Here is a 14,707-nt window from a genome sequence, read left to right on the forward strand (position 1 = left end):
GGTTGCCGGGTCACCAGCCGACCGGTGCCGCTTTGCCCGCGGTGTCGGTAACCGCTTTACCGGCGCCGGTGGCCGTCTTGCCGACGGTGTCGGCTGCCTTGCCGGCGGTATCCGCGGCCTTGCCGCCAGTGTCAGCGGTCTTCCCGCCGGTGTCAGCGGCCTTACCGACCGTGTCAGCGGCTTTGCTGCCGGTCTCCGCAGCCTTGCCGCCGGTGTCGGCCGCTTTGGCCGACGCGTCGGAGGCCGTCTTGGCCGATGCGTCGGCGGCCGCCTTGCCCGCCCCCGCCCCCGTCCCCGCGGCGCCCGCCGCCGACGCGGCGGCCAGCAGCGGTTGGAGTCGCTGAAGGGTGACGACGAGCCTGCCGGTGACCTCGTTGAGCTGCCGCAGCACCTCGACCAGGCCGGCCGGACCGCCCGCCGTTCCGGTCCCGGCCAGGGCGGCCAGCAGCGCCAACTGTTCCCCTTGCTCTCCTACCATGGGGCTCGGTCCTTCCGTAGTGTTGTCCATGGCACCGGATTTCCCGGCCCATCGCGGCCCCGGCGCGCACGGCGGTGGAGGCCCCACAGCGCCAGCGCACCCGCGGCCAGCAGCGCGTGCTGGTGCGAGCAAGAGGGCCGCCCATGCGACGGCGGCGTGCCGCCCCCCGGCACCGCGGCCCCGCGCAGCTGCTCTCCGGCCATGCTGTAGGCCAGCAGCGCTTCCAGCGCCCGGCGGGCCGTCTGCTGTGGAGAGATCGTCTCCCGCAGGACGTGCAGGACGATGCCGTGCACCTCGGACTCGAACAGGTCGGGGAACGTCAGGTGGGGGGCCAGCAGTCGCACGCTGCCCTCCAGGTTGACCAGGGACTTCCCGATCAGGGACACGGTCGGGGCGGAGGCGATCCCGCGTCGGGCGGCCTTCTCCAGGACGGAGCTGAACGCGACCCCGAAGTTCATCTCGGCCATCGAGGACGAGGCCAGCTTGGGCACCAGGGCGGCCATGTCGGCGGTGAAACCGGGGACGTTCGACCATGGGGTGGTGCGCCCCAGCTCCGTCCACACCCGCGCCAGGCCGTGGCCGTCGTTCTGGCCGACGGCCATCAGCAGGAGCAGCATGCGCATGCTGGTCCGTTGGTCGACACGACCCACCATGCCCCAGTCCAGCAGGGTCGCCGGGGCGTCCGGGCCGACGAAGACGTTTCCGGGGTGGGGGTCGGCGTGGTAGAAGCGGTCGACGAAGTAGCCCCGGCCCATGAACGCCGTCAGGTCGCGGGCGATGGTCTCGCGCCGCTGCTCGTCCAGCGTCGCGCGGTCGATCCGCGCGACCGAGCCGCCGGGGGCGAGTGACTGCACCAGGACCCCGGGGGCGGCCGCGATGACCCGCGGGATGTCCAGTTGGGGGAAGCGGCCGATCGAGGCGCGGGCCCGTTCCATGTTGGCGGCCTCCTTGGTGAAGTCCAGCTCCGCCTCCATCGCGTCGAAGACGTTGGCGAGGATGGACTCCACATCGACCACCGCGTTGAAGCGCGGCGCGCCACGCGCCGTGAGCCAGGCGGCGCGGCGCAGCAGTGCCATGTCGGCGTGGGTGGTCCGCCGGACGCCGGGGCGCTGGAGCTTGATGACGCCCGGGGCGCCGCCGCGCAGGGTGACCCGGTGCACCTGTGCGAGCGAGGCGGCGCCGAGCGGGCGGTCCGTGTCGACGTCGTCGAACATCCGCCGCCAGTCGGGGCCGAGGTTCTCCTCCAGGACGGGCGCGAAGGCGGCGAAGGGCTGAGCCGGTACCCGGTCGTTGAGCTTCTGGAATTCGGCGCGCATGTGCGCCGGCACCATGTCCGGCCGGGTCGCGAGGACTTGACCCAGCTTCACGTAGAGGGGTCCGAGCCGCTCCAGTGCTCTTCGTGCGGCCTGGGCCCGGCGGGTGGCGCGCCCGGACGCGAGAGCGTCGTCGTGGGCACGGCCGGGCCGGGTCCGCCGCCATGTCTCGTCCTGGCCGACGAGTTCGCCCAGCACCCTGGCCACGGTGAGCAGCCGACCGCCGACCAGCCCCACCGCGCGGCCGCCCTATGCCTTCTCGCCGGAAGCGTCCGGCCTGTCTGCGCCGCCGGCGGCCGCCTGAGGCGGCTGGACGGTCTTCAGCTCCTCGGCCAGTCTGCCGAGCAGTTCGCTGACGGCACCCAACTGCCCTGGGAGACCGGCCAGGGCGGAGGCGGCGAGGAGCCGGCCCGCCGCTCCGGTGAGGCCGTCGGCCCCGTCGTGGCCCAGGATGTCGTCCAACGCCTTCTTGTAATCGTCCGCCACATTGTCAATGAATTCCTCGACAACGTTGCGTTTTCCCATCAGGAGGCGTTCCTTTCCCGGTTCCGGTCAGGGGCAGAACTTATCGGCACGGGCCGCGGCGCACAAACCGCACACACTAATGCGATGAGCGGCAAATCCCTTGTCGCGGCGCGGGCGGGCGCACGCGGCAATTCGCCTCATTATTGGTCGTCATTCGCTAGGTTTACCGACGCCATTTCCCATACGGAGGGAGTGATCTCATGGCCGATGACTTTTCCCCGCTGCCCGCCTCCCGGGTCCTCGCCGCGACGACGGCGGGAGCCGCGACGACGGCAGAAGCCGCGCGGCTTTCCGCTCCTCGCGCGCAGGGCGACGCCCAGGTCGCGCGGACGGCATCGGTGCTGCACGAGGGGATCACCCGGCTCTGCCCCGCCGCGCCGGAAGCATCCCTCAGCGTGGAACTCATGGGACGGGAGGGGTGCGCCGTACTCGACCCCGGCGGGTCCGTCCACCGCGACCGGCGGCTCCACGCGGCTCTGGTGGCCCCGGTGCGCCACCTGCTGGACGCCGGCGGCAAACGCTGGCGCGCCCATCTGATGGCCCGGGTGCTGGATCTGTTCGGCGTCGGCGGCCGCCGCTATGCCGAACTCATCGCCGCCTGCGAGGTGGGGCACGCCGGCTCGCTGATGGTGGACGACGTCGAGGACGCCTCGCCCCTGCGGCGCGGCAGTCCCGCGGCGCACACCGTCTTCGGCGAGGCCACGGCCATCAACGCGGGAACCGCCGCCTACTTCAGCTTCGACCGCGCCATCCGCCACACCTTCCCCGAGGACGCGGAGCTCCGGCTGGCCGTGTACGAGACGTACCTGGCCAATCTGCGCGCCACTCACGCGGGCCAAGCCCTGGACATCCAGGGCCATCAGGAGGAACTGGAGCTGGCGCTGACCACCTCGGACAGCGAGCCCCTGCTGCGGATACTCGCGCTCACCCACCGCCTGAAGACCGGCGCCCAGGTCCGGGCGGTGTGCGAGATCGGTGCCCTCGCCGGCCGGGCGACGGCCGAACAGCGAGCGGTCCTGGGGGAGTTCGGCGAGGCGCTCGGGCTCGCCTATCAGATCACCGACGACGTCGGCGACCTGCGGGGCGTCACGCACCGGGACCGGGTCACCAAGCGCGCGGCCGAGGACCTCCGCAACGCCAAGGTCACCTTTCCCCTGGCCCACTCCGTCACGCTGCTGCCCCGGGCCGAGGCGGCCACCCTGTGGCGCTCCCTGCGCGCGGGGCCCGACGAGCGGACCGTGGAGCGGGCCGTACGGACGATCGAGGACTGCGGGGCCGTCGCCGCGTGCGAGAAGGAAGCGGCCCGGCTGCTGGACGAGGCGTGGGCCGCGGCGCGGCCCTGTCTTCCCGACTCCCCCCACACCGCCGCCCTCGCCGACGCGGCCGCGGCCGTCGTCCGCCGAACGTGGAACACGTGAATTGCCGTGCCCCCTCACCCGACATCCTCCGCCCGCGGCGGGCGGCCGCCCCCGTTCCCTCCCCGCCGCTCCTCCGCACCCAGGCCGTTCCCCCGCCGCTGATCCGCGTTAGACGCAAGGAGAATTCCCCATGACGGACACCATGACGGACACCTTCCGCACCCTGCTCGGCAACATCGCCGATGACGCGAAGAAGGCCCTGGACGACATCCTCGACCGCCCCTCGGCCGGCGGCCACGGCACGGACCTGCTCACCCGGCACCTGCGCCTGCAGGCCGTGGCCAACCTCCCCGCCGACGCGCTCCAGACCCTCGGCAAGCTCGCCGCGCTGGAGTCCCTTGGCGAGCAGGGCGCCCGGAAGATCCTGCGGGGCGACACCGCGCTGAGCACGCTCACCGGCCTTTCCGGGGCGGCGGCGCCCGTCGCCGGTCTGACGGACCCGCTGGCCGCGGCCACCGGTGCCGCCGGCGGCGCCGCGGACCTCGCGACGGCCCTGGCCTCCCTTCCCGGTCAGGTCGCCCAGCTCCAGGAGAACGTCGCCCAGCTCGCCAAGGCCCTGGAGGCCCTCCAGAACCTCGGCGGGACCCTCGGTCAGGCGACCGGCACGGGCAACAAGAAGTCCTCCTGATCCCGGCCGGCCCCGGGCACGGACTGGACGGACCGGACGGACCGGACGGACTCGGCCGGGTGCGCGCCGGAGGCCGGGAAGCTCACGGGGTTCGCCCGCCGGCCGGCTGTCCCAGCAGCATCGTCGGCGCGCCCGCCACGCGCGTCAGCACGATGACGCAGGAGTTCGGCCCGCCGAGCTTGAGCTTCTTGCGGAGGTCCTCCGGTTCGACGGCCGAGCCGCGCTTCTTGATGACGGCCACCCCGATGCCGCGCTCGCGCACGAGCGCCTTCAGCCGCTTCAGGTTGAACGGCAGCACGTCCGTGATCTCGTACGCCGCCGCGTAGGCCGTCGCGCGCAGCTCGTCGCCCGTCACGTAGGCGATCGTCTCGTCGATCAGCCCGGCATCGCCGCCCAGATCGTCCGCGACGTCCGCCACCAGGTGCGCGCGGATGACGGCGCCGTCCGGCTCGTACAGATAGCGCCCCACCGGCCGTACCGCCGGATCCGGCAGCCCGCGCCCCACCAGGGACGCGCCGCCCGGCAGCAGCGTCGCGCGCCGCGCGCCCGGCTGCGTGCCGAACCAGAGCACGGCCTCCTTCACATCGCCACCGTCGGAGATCCACTCGGCCTCCGCGTCCTCGGGGATCGCCTCGTGCGGCACGCCCGGGGCGATCTTGAGCGCCGCGCGGGGCGCCGTACGGGCCGCTTCCACCGCCCAGGACAGGGGCGGGGAGTACGCCTCCGGGTCGAAGATCCGGCCCCGGCCGCCGCGCCGCGCCGGGTCGACGAAGACCGCGTCGTACGTCGATGTGTCGACGTCCGCGACATCGGCGCAGCGCACCTCGATCAGGTCCGACAGGCCCAGCGCGGCCGCGTTGGCGCGGGCGACCTCGCAGGTCAGCGGGTCGCGGTCGACGGCCAGCACCGAGATGCCGGCCCGGGCCAGGGCGATCGCGTCGCCGCCGTTGCCGCAGCAGAGGTCGGCGAGGCTGCGTACGCCGAGGGCCTCGAAGCGCCGGGCGCGGTGGAGTGCGACAGAGGCGCGCGTGGCCTGCTCCACGCCGTTCGGCGTGAAGAACATCCGGTACGCGTCCTCCGCGCCGAACTTCGCGACCGCGCGCTGACGCAGCCGCGCCTGTCCGAGCGCCGCCGAGACCAGCTCCGCCGGGTGCTCGCGGCGCAGCCGGGTCGCCGTGGCCAGCTCCTGGGCGGGGTCGTAGTCGCGCAGCCCGTCGAGGAGGGCGCGGCCCTCGTCGGTGAGGAGGGCGGCGAAGGCGTCGAGGGGGGTGATCGGTGCGGGCACGTGTCTCATTCTCTCTTGCGGGCCCCTGCCGCACGCGGTGGACTGCCCTGGTGACGACGACCACGAAGCGCACCCTTTACCTGGTCTGCTGCGCCGCCGAGCCGGCCGTCCGGGCCGTCGACGGAGTCCGCGCCGCGCAGGCCGCCGGCTGGGAGGTGTGCCTGATCCTCACCCCCTACGCCCGGCGCTGGCTGGAAGCGGACGTCCCCGCCCTGGCCGCGCTGACGGGTCACCCCGTACGCCATGAGTACAAGCTGCCCGGGGAGCCCGACGTGCTGCCGCCGCCGGACGCGATCCTGGTCGCGCCCGCCACCTTCAACACGATCGGCAAGTGGGCCGCCGGCATCTCCGACACCCTCGCGCTCGGCCTGATCACCGAGGCGATCGGCCTCGGGCTGCCCGTCGTCGCGCTGCCGCACCTGGCCGACGCACAGGCCGCGCACCCCGCCTTCCCCAAGAACGTGGCGTTCCTGCGCGAGGCGGGCGTGACCGTGCTGCTCGGCGAGGACGGCCGCGACCCCGGGCAGGGCGACAGCGCGGAGTCGTACCCATGGGCCGCGGCGGTGGCGGCGCTGCCCGCGCCCTGAGGCCCGTCCGGGGGGCCATCCGGCCGTCACCCCGCGCCCACAGCGGCATCGAACGCATGCACAACAATCGTGCGCGTGAGCCCGTCTGTTTCCGGCCGCCTCCGCGCCGCCGCCCTCGCCTCCGCCGCCGTGCTGCTGACCGGCGTTCTCGCCGGGTGCTCGAACTCGTCCTCCGGCGCTCCGAAGGCCTCGCAGAAGCCCGGCCGCTCCGGCCCCTCTGGCACGGCCGCGCCCGTCACGCCCACCGCACCCGACGACGCGTACCGCCGCTGGGGGCTGGACAAGCCGCTCGCCGCGCCGCCAGCGCCCCCCGCCACGAAACTGCTGCAGGGCGTCAAGCCGGGCGCGACGCCCCAGATCGTGCGGCGCATACCGACCAAGGACAAGGTCGTCTTCGTGACGATCGACGACGGGGCGGAGAAGGACCCCGAGTTCCTGAAGATGGCCAGGGAGCTGAAGCTGCCCTTCACGATGTTCCTGACGGATGGCATCTCCCGCGCGGGCAGCGGCTACGGCTACTTCGACCAGCTGCGCGCCCTCGGCAACGGCGTCGACAACCACACCCTGACCCACCCCAACCTGCGCACCCTGTCCCCCGACGCCCAGCGGCGCGAGATATGCGGGCAGCAGGACGCCCTGGAGAAGCGTTTCGGCACCCGGCCCGCGCTCTTCCGGCCGCCGTACGGCAACTACAACGACGCCACCCTCGCCGCGGCGGGCACCTGCGGGGTGCGGGCCCTCGTGCTGTGGGAGGTGACGATGCAGATCAACGACATGCGCTACGCCCAGGGCGGCGGGCTGCGCCCCGGCGACATCGTCCTGGCCCACTTCCGCGGGCCGGGGGAGCTCAAGGGCACGACGATGACGCGGATGGTCACCAACATGCTGCGCAGCATCCAGCGGCAGGGCTACACGGTGGCGCGCCTGGAGGACTACCTGTAACCCACTGTCTGTATCCCCTCCGGGGTCGGCCGCTGGGCTCGGGTGAAGTCCCAGGAGTACCTCCCCGGCACAGGGGGTAGCCAAAGCTCGCCGCACGGCGAATTGGCACTCCGCTTGACCGAGTGCTAACCGCGTCATAGTCTCGGCTCCGTTGGCACTCTCCACCGGCGAGTGCCAAACACAGCGACGGGCAGATCCGGCACCCGCGACGACGGATCTACCAGGTCGCCACCTCAGACAGTTAACCCCGTGAGATCTCCGAAGGGGGAGGTCGGATCGTGACGACCGCCAGCTCCAAGGTTGCCATCAAGCCGCTTGAGGACCGCATCGTGGTCCAGCCGCTCGACGCCGAGCAGACCACGGCCTCCGGCCTGGTCATCCCGGACACCGCGAAGGAGAAGCCCCAGGAGGGCGCTGTCCTGGCCGTGGGCCCGGGCCGCTTCGAGAACGGCGAGCGCCTGCCGCTCGACGTGAAGGTCGGCGACGTCGTGCTCTACAGCAAGTACGGCGGCACCGAGGTGAAGTACAACGGCGACGAGTACCTCGTCCTCTCGGCCCGCGACGTCCTCGCGGTCATCGAGAAGTAGTTCACCCAGGCTTTCGAAGCTTTTGATCTGCGCCCCTGGTTCCCGTGCCTGCTAGCCGGGCGCCCGGGGCGCAGGTCGTTTGAGAGATACGGCGAAGGATACGTAACCCATGGCCAAGACCCTGAAGTTCGACGAGGACGCCCGTCGCGCCCTTGAGCGCGGCGTCAACAAGCTCGCCGACACCGTGAAGGTGACGATCGGCCCCAAGGGCCGCAACGTCGTCATCGACAAGAAGTTCGGCGCCCCCACCATCACCAACGACGGTGTGACCATCGCGCGCGAGGTCGAGCTCGACGACGCGTACGAGAACCTCGGCGCCCAGCTCGTCAAGGAGGTGGCGACCAAGACCAACGACATCGCGGGTGACGGCACCACCACCGCGACCGTGCTGGCCCAGGCGCTGGTCCGCGAGGGTCTGCGCAACGTCGCCGCGGGTGCCTCCCCGGCCGCCCTGAAGAAGGGCATCGACGCCGCGGTCAAGGCCGTCTCCGAGGAGCTGCTCGCGACCTCGCGTCCGATCGACTCCAAGTCCGACATCGCCGCCGTCGCCGCGCTCTCCGCGCAGGACAAGCAGGTCGGCGAGCTCATCGCCGAGGCGATGGACAAGGTCGGCAAGGACGGTGTCATCACCGTCGAGGAGTCCAACACCTTCGGCCTGGAGCTCGACTTCACCGAGGGCATGGCCTTCGACAAGGGTTACCTCTCGCCGTACATGGTCACCGACCAGGAGCGTATGGAGGCCGTCCTCGACGACCCGTACATCCTGATCCACCAGGGCAAGATCTCCTCGATCCAGGACCTGCTGCCGCTGCTGGAGAAGATCATCCAGGGCGGTGGCTCCAAGCCGCTGCTGATCATCGCCGAGGACGTCGAGGGCGAGGCGCTCTCCACCCTCGTCGTCAACAAGATCCGCGGCACGTTCAACGCCGTGGCCGTCAAGGCCCCCGGCTTCGGCGACCGCCGCAAGGCGATGCTCGGCGACATGGCCACCCTCACCGGTGCCACCGTCATCGCCGAGGAGGTCGGCCTCAAGCTCGACCAGGCCGGTCTGGACGTGCTGGGCTCCGCCCGCCGCGTGACGATCACCAAGGACGACACCACCATCGTCGACGGTGGCGGCAACTCCGAGGACGTCGCGGGCCGCGTCGCCCAGATCAAGGCCGAGATCGAGACCACGGACTCGGACTGGGACCGCGAGAAGCTCCAGGAGCGCCTCGCCAAGCTCGCCGGTGGCGTCTGCGTCATCCGCGTGGGCGCGGCCACCGAGGTCGAGCTCAAGGAGAAGAAGCACCGTCTGGAGGACGCCATCTCCGCGACCCGCGCCGCGGTCGAGGAGGGCATCGTCTCCGGTGGTGGCTCCGCCCTCGTCCACGCCGCCAAGGTGCTGGAGGGTGGCCTGGGCAAGGACGGCGACGAGGCCACCGGTGTCGCGGTCGTCCGCCGCGCCGTCGTCGAGCCGCTGCGCTGGATCGCCGAGAACGCGGGCCTCGAGGGCTACGTCATCACCTCGAAGGTCGCCGAGCTCGACAAGGGCCAGGGCTTCAACGCCGCGACCGGCGAGTACGGCGACCTGGTGAAGGCCGGCGTCATCGACCCGGTCAAGGTCACCCGCTCCGCCCTGGAGAACGCCGCGTCCATCGCCTCCCTGCTGCTCACGACCGAGACCCTGGTCGTCGAGAAGAAGGAAGAGGAGCCCGCCGAGGCCGGTCACGGCCACGGTCACGGCCACGCGCACTGACGCACCCCGTACGACGGTCCGGCCCGGTCTCCCCTCGCGGGGAGGCCGGGCCGCGGCCGTTCATGGGGGCCATGCGCCCGCCGCGGGGTCATGGGGGCCATGGGCCCTCCGCGGGGTCCGCTACGAACTCACCGCGCCCAGCTGGCGCAGCAGCCCCAGCAGGTCGTAGGTCCACCAGCCCTCACAGATCTTCCCGTCGTCGAAGCGCCAGACGGTCGTGCCCCTCATCGAGACCTCCTGGCCCGTCGGCTGCAGGCCCATGAAGTCGCCCTGATGGGTGCCCCGCCACGTCCACAGGGCGCAGACCTGGTCGCCCTCGGCCAGCTCGCTCTCGAGGGTGAACGTGAAGTCGAAGGCGTCGCGCCAGCCGGCGACGTCCTGCTTGATGACGTCGGAACCGACCGTGGTCTCCTCCGCCTTGACGATGTCGTGGTCGCGGTAGTCGGCGGTGAAGAGCTCGTCGACGAGGTCCAGGTCGCCGCCCATCGCCACCTCTTCGTAGAAGCGGCGGGCCGTCGCCTTGTTCAGCTGCTCGTCGCGGACCACGTCCAGGTCGGTGAAGGTCGGCATCCCGTCGCAGAGCGCGACCATCTCCTCGAAGATCCTGTTGGTCTCCGGAAGGTTCGAGTTCTCCATCGCCTTGGCGTAGGAGGGGAACTCGATGATCTCCACATAGTGGTCGTTGTCGGTGTGGTCGCGGCCGACGATCGAGTGGGTGGCGGTGCGCTTGCCCTCGGTGGCGGCGACCCAGTCGTCCATGAGCCGGTTCATGTCGTCGTACCGGCGCGTCTTGCAGTCGATTACTTGTACGAAAGTCATGGCGCCTCCCGGGTGATATGTCCAGGCTAGTCCTGGATCAGCCCACCCGAGAGGCCCGCTGTCGCATCGGTCCGGGTCGGTCCGGGTCAGTTCGGCCCGTACCTGCGGCCCGTCGTCGCGCTCGCCCGCGAGACCGCCCGGCGCGGGGCCAGCTTCATCAGGCCCGTCAGCGCCTTGTACCGGGGGTCCGGGATCGACAGCGACTTGCCGCGCGCCAGGTCCTTGAGCGCCGCCTCCACCAGCTTGTCCGCGTCCAGCCACATCCAGGCGGGCACGTTGTCCACCCCCATGCCGGCCCGCTGGTGGAACTCGGTCCGTACGAAGCCGGGGCACAGCGCCATCAGCCGCACCCCGCTTCCCGCCAGGTCCCGCGCGGCCCCCTGGGTGAACTGCACCACCCACGCCTTGCTCGCCCCGTACGTCCCACGGGGGACGAACGCGGCCACCGACGCGACGTTGACCACGCCGCCGCGCCTGCGCTCGCGCATGCTCGCCGTCGCGGCCGAGGTCAGCCGCAGCACCGCCTCGCAGTGCACCTTGAGCATCATCAGCTCATCGGCCATCGGAACCTCGAGATAACGGCCCTTGTTGCCGAAGCCCGCGTTGTTGACCAGCAGGTCCACCGGGTTCTTGCGGTCCGAGAGCCGGGCCTCGACCGTGGCGATGCCGCTCTCCTCGGAGAGGTCCGCGCGGAGCACCTCCACCTCCACCCCGTGGCGGTCGTGGAGTTCGGTCGCCTGCTCGCTCAGCCGCTTCTCGTCGCGGGCCACGATGACCAGATTGTGTCCATCGGCCGCCAGCCGCCGTGCGAAGGCCGCGCCGATGCCGGCCGTGGCTCCCGTGATCAGTGCAGTCGTCATACAGGAACGTTAGTGCTCCGCACCCCGTCCTGACTGCCTTCCCCCTCCTCTCATCGCCCCTGTGGGCGCCCCGCGGACTCCTCCTGACGCTCCCTGTACGCCAGCGCCTTCGCCCGCGTCTCCGGATGCAGCGCGTCACCGGCGGCCAGCACGCCGGGCAGCAGGGCCCGTTCACCCGTCAGGGCGCGGAAGACATAGGAGACGCTCACGTCGTGGGCGGGGCGGTGGACGACGGCGACGGCATCGCCCGCGCGGATCCGCCCGGGCTCGATGACACGCAGATACGCGCCGGGCGCCGCCTCCTGGGTGAACCGGCGCATCCAGCCCGTCTCGCCCAGCCAGGTGGCGAACGTACGGCAGGGGATGCGCGGCGCGCTGACCTCCAGCACCAGATCCGTACCTATGCGCCAACGCTCTCCGATGCGCGCGCCGTTGACGTCGACACCGCTCGTGGTGAGGTTCTCCCCGAACGCGCCGTCCGGCAGCCGGCGGCCCAGCTTCCGCTCCCAGCCGTCGAGGTCCTCGCGCGCGAACGCGTACACCGCCTGGTCGTCCCCGCCGTGGTGACGGAGGGAGACCACCGCGTCCCCGGCCAGTCCGCTGCCCGCCGTGCCCTTCGGGCCCGGGGCGGCCACCGCGACGGGCCCCTCGACCGGGCGCTTGTCGATGCCGCTCTCCAGGCCCTCCGCGAAGGCGCCGGGCAGGCCCGGGCGGTCGTCGGCGGTGCGGGGGAGGCCCACGTTCACGGAGATCAGGTGCATGGGCACCAGGGTAGGCGGGCCTGGCTCAAAGCAGCCAGTGAATATTTAGCGATCGCCCCAAGGTGGGCTTATGCTCGGTTCTATGATCGAGGCTCGTCATCTGAGGGTGCTGCGCGCGGTGGCCGCCACCGGTTCGTTCTCCGCCGCGGCGCGCGACCTGGGCTGCACCCAGCCCGCCGTCAGCCAGCAGATGAAGGCCCTGGAGCAGTCGACGGGCACGCCCCTGCTGATCCGTACGGGCCGCGAGATGCGCCTGACCGAGGCGGGCGAGGCCCTCGTGCGGCACGCCACGGGCATCCTGGCCGGCCTGACCGCCGCCGAGGAGGAGATCGCGGCGATCGCGGGGCTGCGGGCGGGGCGGGTGCGGCTGGTGTCCTTCCCCAGCGGCAGTTCCACCCTGGTGCCGTCCGCGCTCGCCGAGATGCGGGCCGCGTACCCGGGCACCCGCGTCTCCCTCGTCGAGGCGGAGCCGCCGCGCTCGGTGGAGATGCTCCGCGAGGGCGACTGCGAGATCGCGCTGGCCTTCCGCTACCCCGACGTGCGCGGCGCCGACCCCGCCGCGGGCGCCGAGTGGGACGACCTCGTCGTACGGCCGCTGCTGACCGACCGCCTCATCGGCGTGGTGCCCGAGGGACACCGGCTCGCCGGGGCGGAGCGGATCGGGATCGCCGAGCTGGAGCGCGAGCCGTGGATCGCGGGCTGTCCGCGTTGCCGGCGGCACTTGGTGGAGGTCTGCGAGAGCGCGGGCTTCACCCCGCGCATCGACTTCGCGACGGACGACTACCCGGCCGTGTTCGGGCTCGTCGGGGCGGGGCTCGGGGTGGCCGTGATGCCCGAGCTGGCGCTGGAGTCGGTGCGCCCGAAGGGGGCCCGCACGGTGCCCGTCGAGCCGGTGGTGCAGCGCGAGATCGTGGCCCTCACGCTGCCGGATCTGGCCCGGGTGCCGGCGGTCGCGGCGATGCTGGACCGGCTGGTGGAGGCGGGGCGCCGCTGAGTGCCGCCGGCTGAGCGGGCCCCGCTCAGCTGAAACGTTTCGTCACTCCTGGGGTGCGCCCCGGGCGTTCAGGCGGTCATCGCGCCGGCGCCCGCGCCGCTCGCCGTGATGGACCGATGCCGCGCGCGCCCCATGAGCTCCTCGCGCTCGTCCTCGGTCAGGCCGCCCCACACGCCGTAGGGCTCCCGTACCGCCAGCGCGTGCGCGGCGCACTCGGCGCGCACCGGGCAGCGCATGCACACCTCCTTCGCGGAGGTCTCGCGGGCGCTGCGGGCCGCGCCCCGCTCGCCCTCGGGATGGAAGAACAGCGAACTGTCGACCCCTCGGCATGCCGCCAGGAGCTGCCAGTCCCACAGGTCGGCGTTGGGACCGGGAAGGCGGGAGAAATCTGCCATTGCTTATCCCCTCGAGGCGATCTGTCGAAGCGATGTGTCGATGTGACCTGTCGAAGCAATCTGCCGGAGTGCCCGGATCGATCCGATCCGGAGTGATCCGTTGCAGTACCCGTCCATACCTCTGCCATGCATCTGTCGTGTGAGCAGATGAAAATATGACTCATTGCGAATCTAGCCACAGACACCAGCAAATGGGAAGAAAAACAGGCCCGACTGGGCAAATGGGGCATAGCTTGGCTGGTGAACAGGGCGCCCCCTGTGCGCCCTGCTCCGTGTCCGCGCCCTCACGTAGAGTGCCGAACACGGCCGACCGAGCCCGTAACTCTTTCGGGTGACCGTCGTTGAGAGTGCGGAGGCGGTTGACGCGTGAAGCAGTCGGGCGGGTGGCAGGTGCCCGGGCTCGTCAATCGCACAGGTGACGATCAGTACCAGCCTCTGGAGGCTCAAGGTGACGCGCATCAGCTGCGGAGGGCGGCCATGACATCCGTCCTCGTCTGCGACGACTCCCCGCTTGCCCGAGAAGCGCTCCGTCGCGCGGTGGCGACCGTGCCCGGCGTCGAGCGCGTGACCACGGCGGCCAACGGCGAGGAAGTCCTCCGCCGCTGGGGCGCCGATCGTTCGGACCTCATTCTGATGGACGTACGCATGCCCGGACTGGGCGGCGTGGAGACGGTCCGCCGGCTGCTCTCCGCGGACCCCGGCGCCCGCATCATCATGCTCACGGTGGCCGAGGACCTCGACGGGGTCGCGCTCGCGGTCGCCGCCGGGGCGCGCGGCTATCTCCACAAAGACGCCTCGCGCGCCGAGCTGCGCGCCACCGTGACCCAGGCGCTCGCCGACCCGACGTGGCGGCTCGCCCCGCGGCGGCTGCGCTCGGCGGAGATGGGCGCCGCGCCCACGCTCACCGCGCGCGAGATCCAGGTGCTCGAGGGCATGAGCCACGGCCGCTCCAACGCCGAGATCGGCCGTGAGCTGTTCCTCTCCGAGGACACGGTCAAGACCCACGCCCGCCGGCTGTTCAAGAAGCTGGGCGCCTCGGACCGGGCGCACGCGGTGGCGCTCGGCTTCCGCTGGGGCCTGGTCCGCTAGGGCGGCGGCGGGCAGTTCCGGACGGTACGTGCCGTGCGTCGACGCGGGGGACTGACGTACCCCGCCCGCTGGGGAGCGGGCGGGGCGGGCTGCTGTGGCCGCCCGTCCGGGAGGCGCCGTTTCCCGGCCCGCTGCACGTTTCCCGCGCGCTGCCGCATCCTTGGAGTATGGAGTTCCTCGGGGACGGCTCGGGCAGGCGTGATGGGAAGGTGCGGGAGATGACCGCCGGCGCACCCGCTCATAACGCTTCGGTGCACAACTACGGATGCGGTGCCACGGACAATCCGG

At 71.9% G+C, this 14,707-nt stretch carries 16 protein-coding genes; 8 read left to right on the forward strand and 8 right to left on the reverse strand.

Going from position 1 to position 14,707, the window contains the following annotated elements; translation table 11 throughout:
- Nucleotides 1–10: 10 nt before the first annotated feature.
- Genes ABZ956_RS13880 through ABZ956_RS13890 form a run of 3 tightly spaced genes read right to left on the reverse strand, consistent with a single transcriptional unit; the run spans nt 11 to nt 2,316 of the window.
- Nucleotides 11–454, reverse strand: coding sequence for a hypothetical protein (locus ABZ956_RS13880; protein WP_361891785.1), 444 nt, complete (start codon nt 452–454; stop codon nt 11–13).
- 17 nt (nt 455–471) lie between these two features.
- Nucleotides 472–2,028 (reverse strand): AarF/UbiB family protein, encoded by a 1,557-nt coding sequence (locus tag ABZ956_RS13885; RefSeq protein ID WP_361891787.1) that lies wholly within the window; start codon nt 2,026–2,028, stop codon nt 472–474.
- Between the two features lie 12 nt (nt 2,029–2,040).
- Nucleotides 2,041–2,316 (reverse strand): hypothetical protein, encoded by a 276-nt coding sequence (locus tag ABZ956_RS13890; RefSeq protein ID WP_361891790.1) that lies wholly within the window; start codon nt 2,314–2,316, stop codon nt 2,041–2,043.
- Nucleotides 2,317–2,516: 200 nt separating this feature from the next.
- On the opposite strand from ABZ956_RS13890, the gene ABZ956_RS13895 reads away from it, so the two are divergent.
- Nucleotides 2,517–3,734, forward strand: a complete 1,218-nt coding sequence (locus ABZ956_RS13895) for a polyprenyl synthetase family protein (protein ID WP_361891793.1) — start codon at nt 2,517–2,519, stop codon at nt 3,732–3,734.
- A 130-nt stretch (nt 3,735–3,864) separates the two neighbouring features.
- Nucleotides 3,865–4,362: a hypothetical protein gene (locus ABZ956_RS13900; RefSeq protein ID WP_361891796.1), complete on the forward strand. Its 498-nt coding sequence runs from the start codon at nt 3,865–3,867 to the stop codon at nt 4,360–4,362.
- 82 nt (nt 4,363–4,444) lie between these two features.
- Here ABZ956_RS13900 and ABZ956_RS13905 read toward each other — a convergent pair whose 3' ends face one another.
- Nucleotides 4,445–5,647 carry a methyltransferase domain-containing protein gene (locus ABZ956_RS13905; protein WP_361891799.1) on the reverse strand — a complete coding sequence of 401 codons (1,203 nt, stop codon included), beginning with the start codon at nt 5,645–5,647 and terminating at the stop codon, nt 4,445–4,447.
- 50 nt (nt 5,648–5,697) lie between these two features.
- Between ABZ956_RS13905 and ABZ956_RS13910 the strand changes: the two genes are divergently transcribed.
- From ABZ956_RS13910 to groL, 4 genes are all read left to right on the forward strand, one after another.
- Entirely contained in the window at nt 5,698–6,234 is a 537-nt protein-coding gene (locus ABZ956_RS13910) for a flavoprotein (RefSeq protein ID WP_361891801.1), read from the forward strand.
- A gap of 75 nt (nt 6,235–6,309) precedes the next feature.
- Nucleotides 6,310–7,176 carry a polysaccharide deacetylase family protein gene (locus tag ABZ956_RS13915; protein ID WP_361891804.1) on the forward strand — a complete coding sequence of 289 codons (867 nt, stop codon included), beginning with the start codon at nt 6,310–6,312 and terminating at the stop codon, nt 7,174–7,176.
- Between the two features lie 278 nt (nt 7,177–7,454).
- Nucleotides 7,455–7,763 (forward strand): co-chaperone GroES, encoded by a 309-nt coding sequence (gene groES, locus ABZ956_RS13920; protein ID WP_083105757.1) that lies wholly within the window; start codon nt 7,455–7,457, stop codon nt 7,761–7,763.
- Nucleotides 7,764–7,872: 109 nt separating this feature from the next.
- Nucleotides 7,873–9,501: a chaperonin GroEL gene (gene groL, locus ABZ956_RS13925; RefSeq protein WP_361891806.1), complete on the forward strand. Its 1,629-nt coding sequence runs from the start codon at nt 7,873–7,875 to the stop codon at nt 9,499–9,501.
- Between the two features lie 120 nt (nt 9,502–9,621).
- Here groL and ABZ956_RS13930 read toward each other — a convergent pair whose 3' ends face one another.
- The 3 genes from ABZ956_RS13930 to ABZ956_RS13940 all read right to left on the reverse strand — a co-directional run bounded on the left by ABZ956_RS13930 (nt 9,622) and on the right by ABZ956_RS13940 (nt 11,941).
- Nucleotides 9,622–10,320: an ester cyclase gene (locus ABZ956_RS13930; RefSeq protein ID WP_361891809.1), complete on the reverse strand. Its 699-nt coding sequence runs from the start codon at nt 10,318–10,320 to the stop codon at nt 9,622–9,624.
- An 86-nt stretch (nt 10,321–10,406) separates the two neighbouring features.
- Nucleotides 10,407–11,180, reverse strand: coding sequence for an SDR family oxidoreductase (locus ABZ956_RS13935; protein ID WP_361891812.1), 774 nt, complete (start codon nt 11,178–11,180; stop codon nt 10,407–10,409).
- A gap of 50 nt (nt 11,181–11,230) precedes the next feature.
- Nucleotides 11,231–11,941: an MOSC domain-containing protein gene (locus tag ABZ956_RS13940; RefSeq protein ID WP_361891813.1), complete on the reverse strand. Its 711-nt coding sequence runs from the start codon at nt 11,939–11,941 to the stop codon at nt 11,231–11,233.
- 82 nt (nt 11,942–12,023) lie between these two features.
- Between ABZ956_RS13940 and ABZ956_RS13945 the strand changes: the two genes are divergently transcribed.
- Complete coding sequence (locus tag ABZ956_RS13945; protein ID WP_361891816.1) at nt 12,024–12,935, forward strand: LysR family transcriptional regulator; 912 nt, start codon at nt 12,024–12,026, stop codon at nt 12,933–12,935.
- A 68-nt stretch (nt 12,936–13,003) separates the two neighbouring features.
- Here the strand turns inward: ABZ956_RS13945 and ABZ956_RS13950 are convergent, their stop codons facing one another.
- The gene (locus tag ABZ956_RS13950; protein ID WP_099199465.1) at nt 13,004–13,330 is read right to left on the reverse strand and encodes a WhiB family transcriptional regulator; all 327 of its coding nucleotides are present in this window, start codon (nt 13,328–13,330) and stop codon (nt 13,004–13,006) included.
- Nucleotides 13,331–13,807: 477 nt separating this feature from the next.
- Between ABZ956_RS13950 and ABZ956_RS13955 the strand changes: the two genes are divergently transcribed.
- The gene (locus ABZ956_RS13955; RefSeq protein ID WP_003948568.1) at nt 13,808–14,419 is read left to right on the forward strand and encodes a response regulator transcription factor; all 612 of its coding nucleotides are present in this window, start codon (nt 13,808–13,810) and stop codon (nt 14,417–14,419) included.
- The last annotated feature ends 288 nt before the right edge of the window (nt 14,420–14,707 follow it).

Origin of the sequence: Streptomyces sp. NPDC046261 (assembly GCF_040646235.1) — a bacterium.
Taxonomy (GTDB): Bacteria; Actinomycetota; Actinomycetes; order Streptomycetales; family Streptomycetaceae; genus Streptomyces.

Bases quoted from the DNA above. Each gene is read 5' to 3' on its own strand.
- ABZ956_RS13890 (WP_361891790.1), bottom strand. From the start codon at position 2,316: ATGGGAAAACGCAACGTTGTCGAGGAATTCATTGACAATGTGGCGGAC.
- ABZ956_RS13895 (WP_361891793.1), top strand. From the start codon at position 2,517: ATGGCCGATGACTTTTCCCCGCTGCCCGCCTCCCGGGTCCTCGCCGCG.
- ABZ956_RS13900 (WP_361891796.1), top strand. From the start codon at position 3,865: ATGACGGACACCATGACGGACACCTTCCGCACCCTGCTCGGCAACATC.
- groL (WP_361891806.1), top strand. From the start codon at position 7,873: ATGGCCAAGACCCTGAAGTTCGACGAGGACGCCCGTCGCGCCCTTGAG.
- ABZ956_RS13930 (WP_361891809.1), bottom strand. From the start codon at position 10,320: ATGACTTTCGTACAAGTAATCGACTGCAAGACGCGCCGGTACGACGAC.
- ABZ956_RS13935 (WP_361891812.1), bottom strand. From the start codon at position 11,180: ATGACGACTGCACTGATCACGGGAGCCACGGCCGGCATCGGCGCGGCC.
- ABZ956_RS13940 (WP_361891813.1), bottom strand. From the start codon at position 11,941: ATGCACCTGATCTCCGTGAACGTGGGCCTCCCCCGCACCGCCGACGAC.
- ABZ956_RS13945 (WP_361891816.1), top strand. From the start codon at position 12,024: ATGATCGAGGCTCGTCATCTGAGGGTGCTGCGCGCGGTGGCCGCCACC.
- ABZ956_RS13950 (WP_099199465.1), bottom strand. From the start codon at position 13,330: ATGGCAGATTTCTCCCGCCTTCCCGGTCCCAACGCCGACCTGTGGGAC.
- ABZ956_RS13955 (WP_003948568.1), top strand. From the start codon at position 13,808: ATGACATCCGTCCTCGTCTGCGACGACTCCCCGCTTGCCCGAGAAGCG.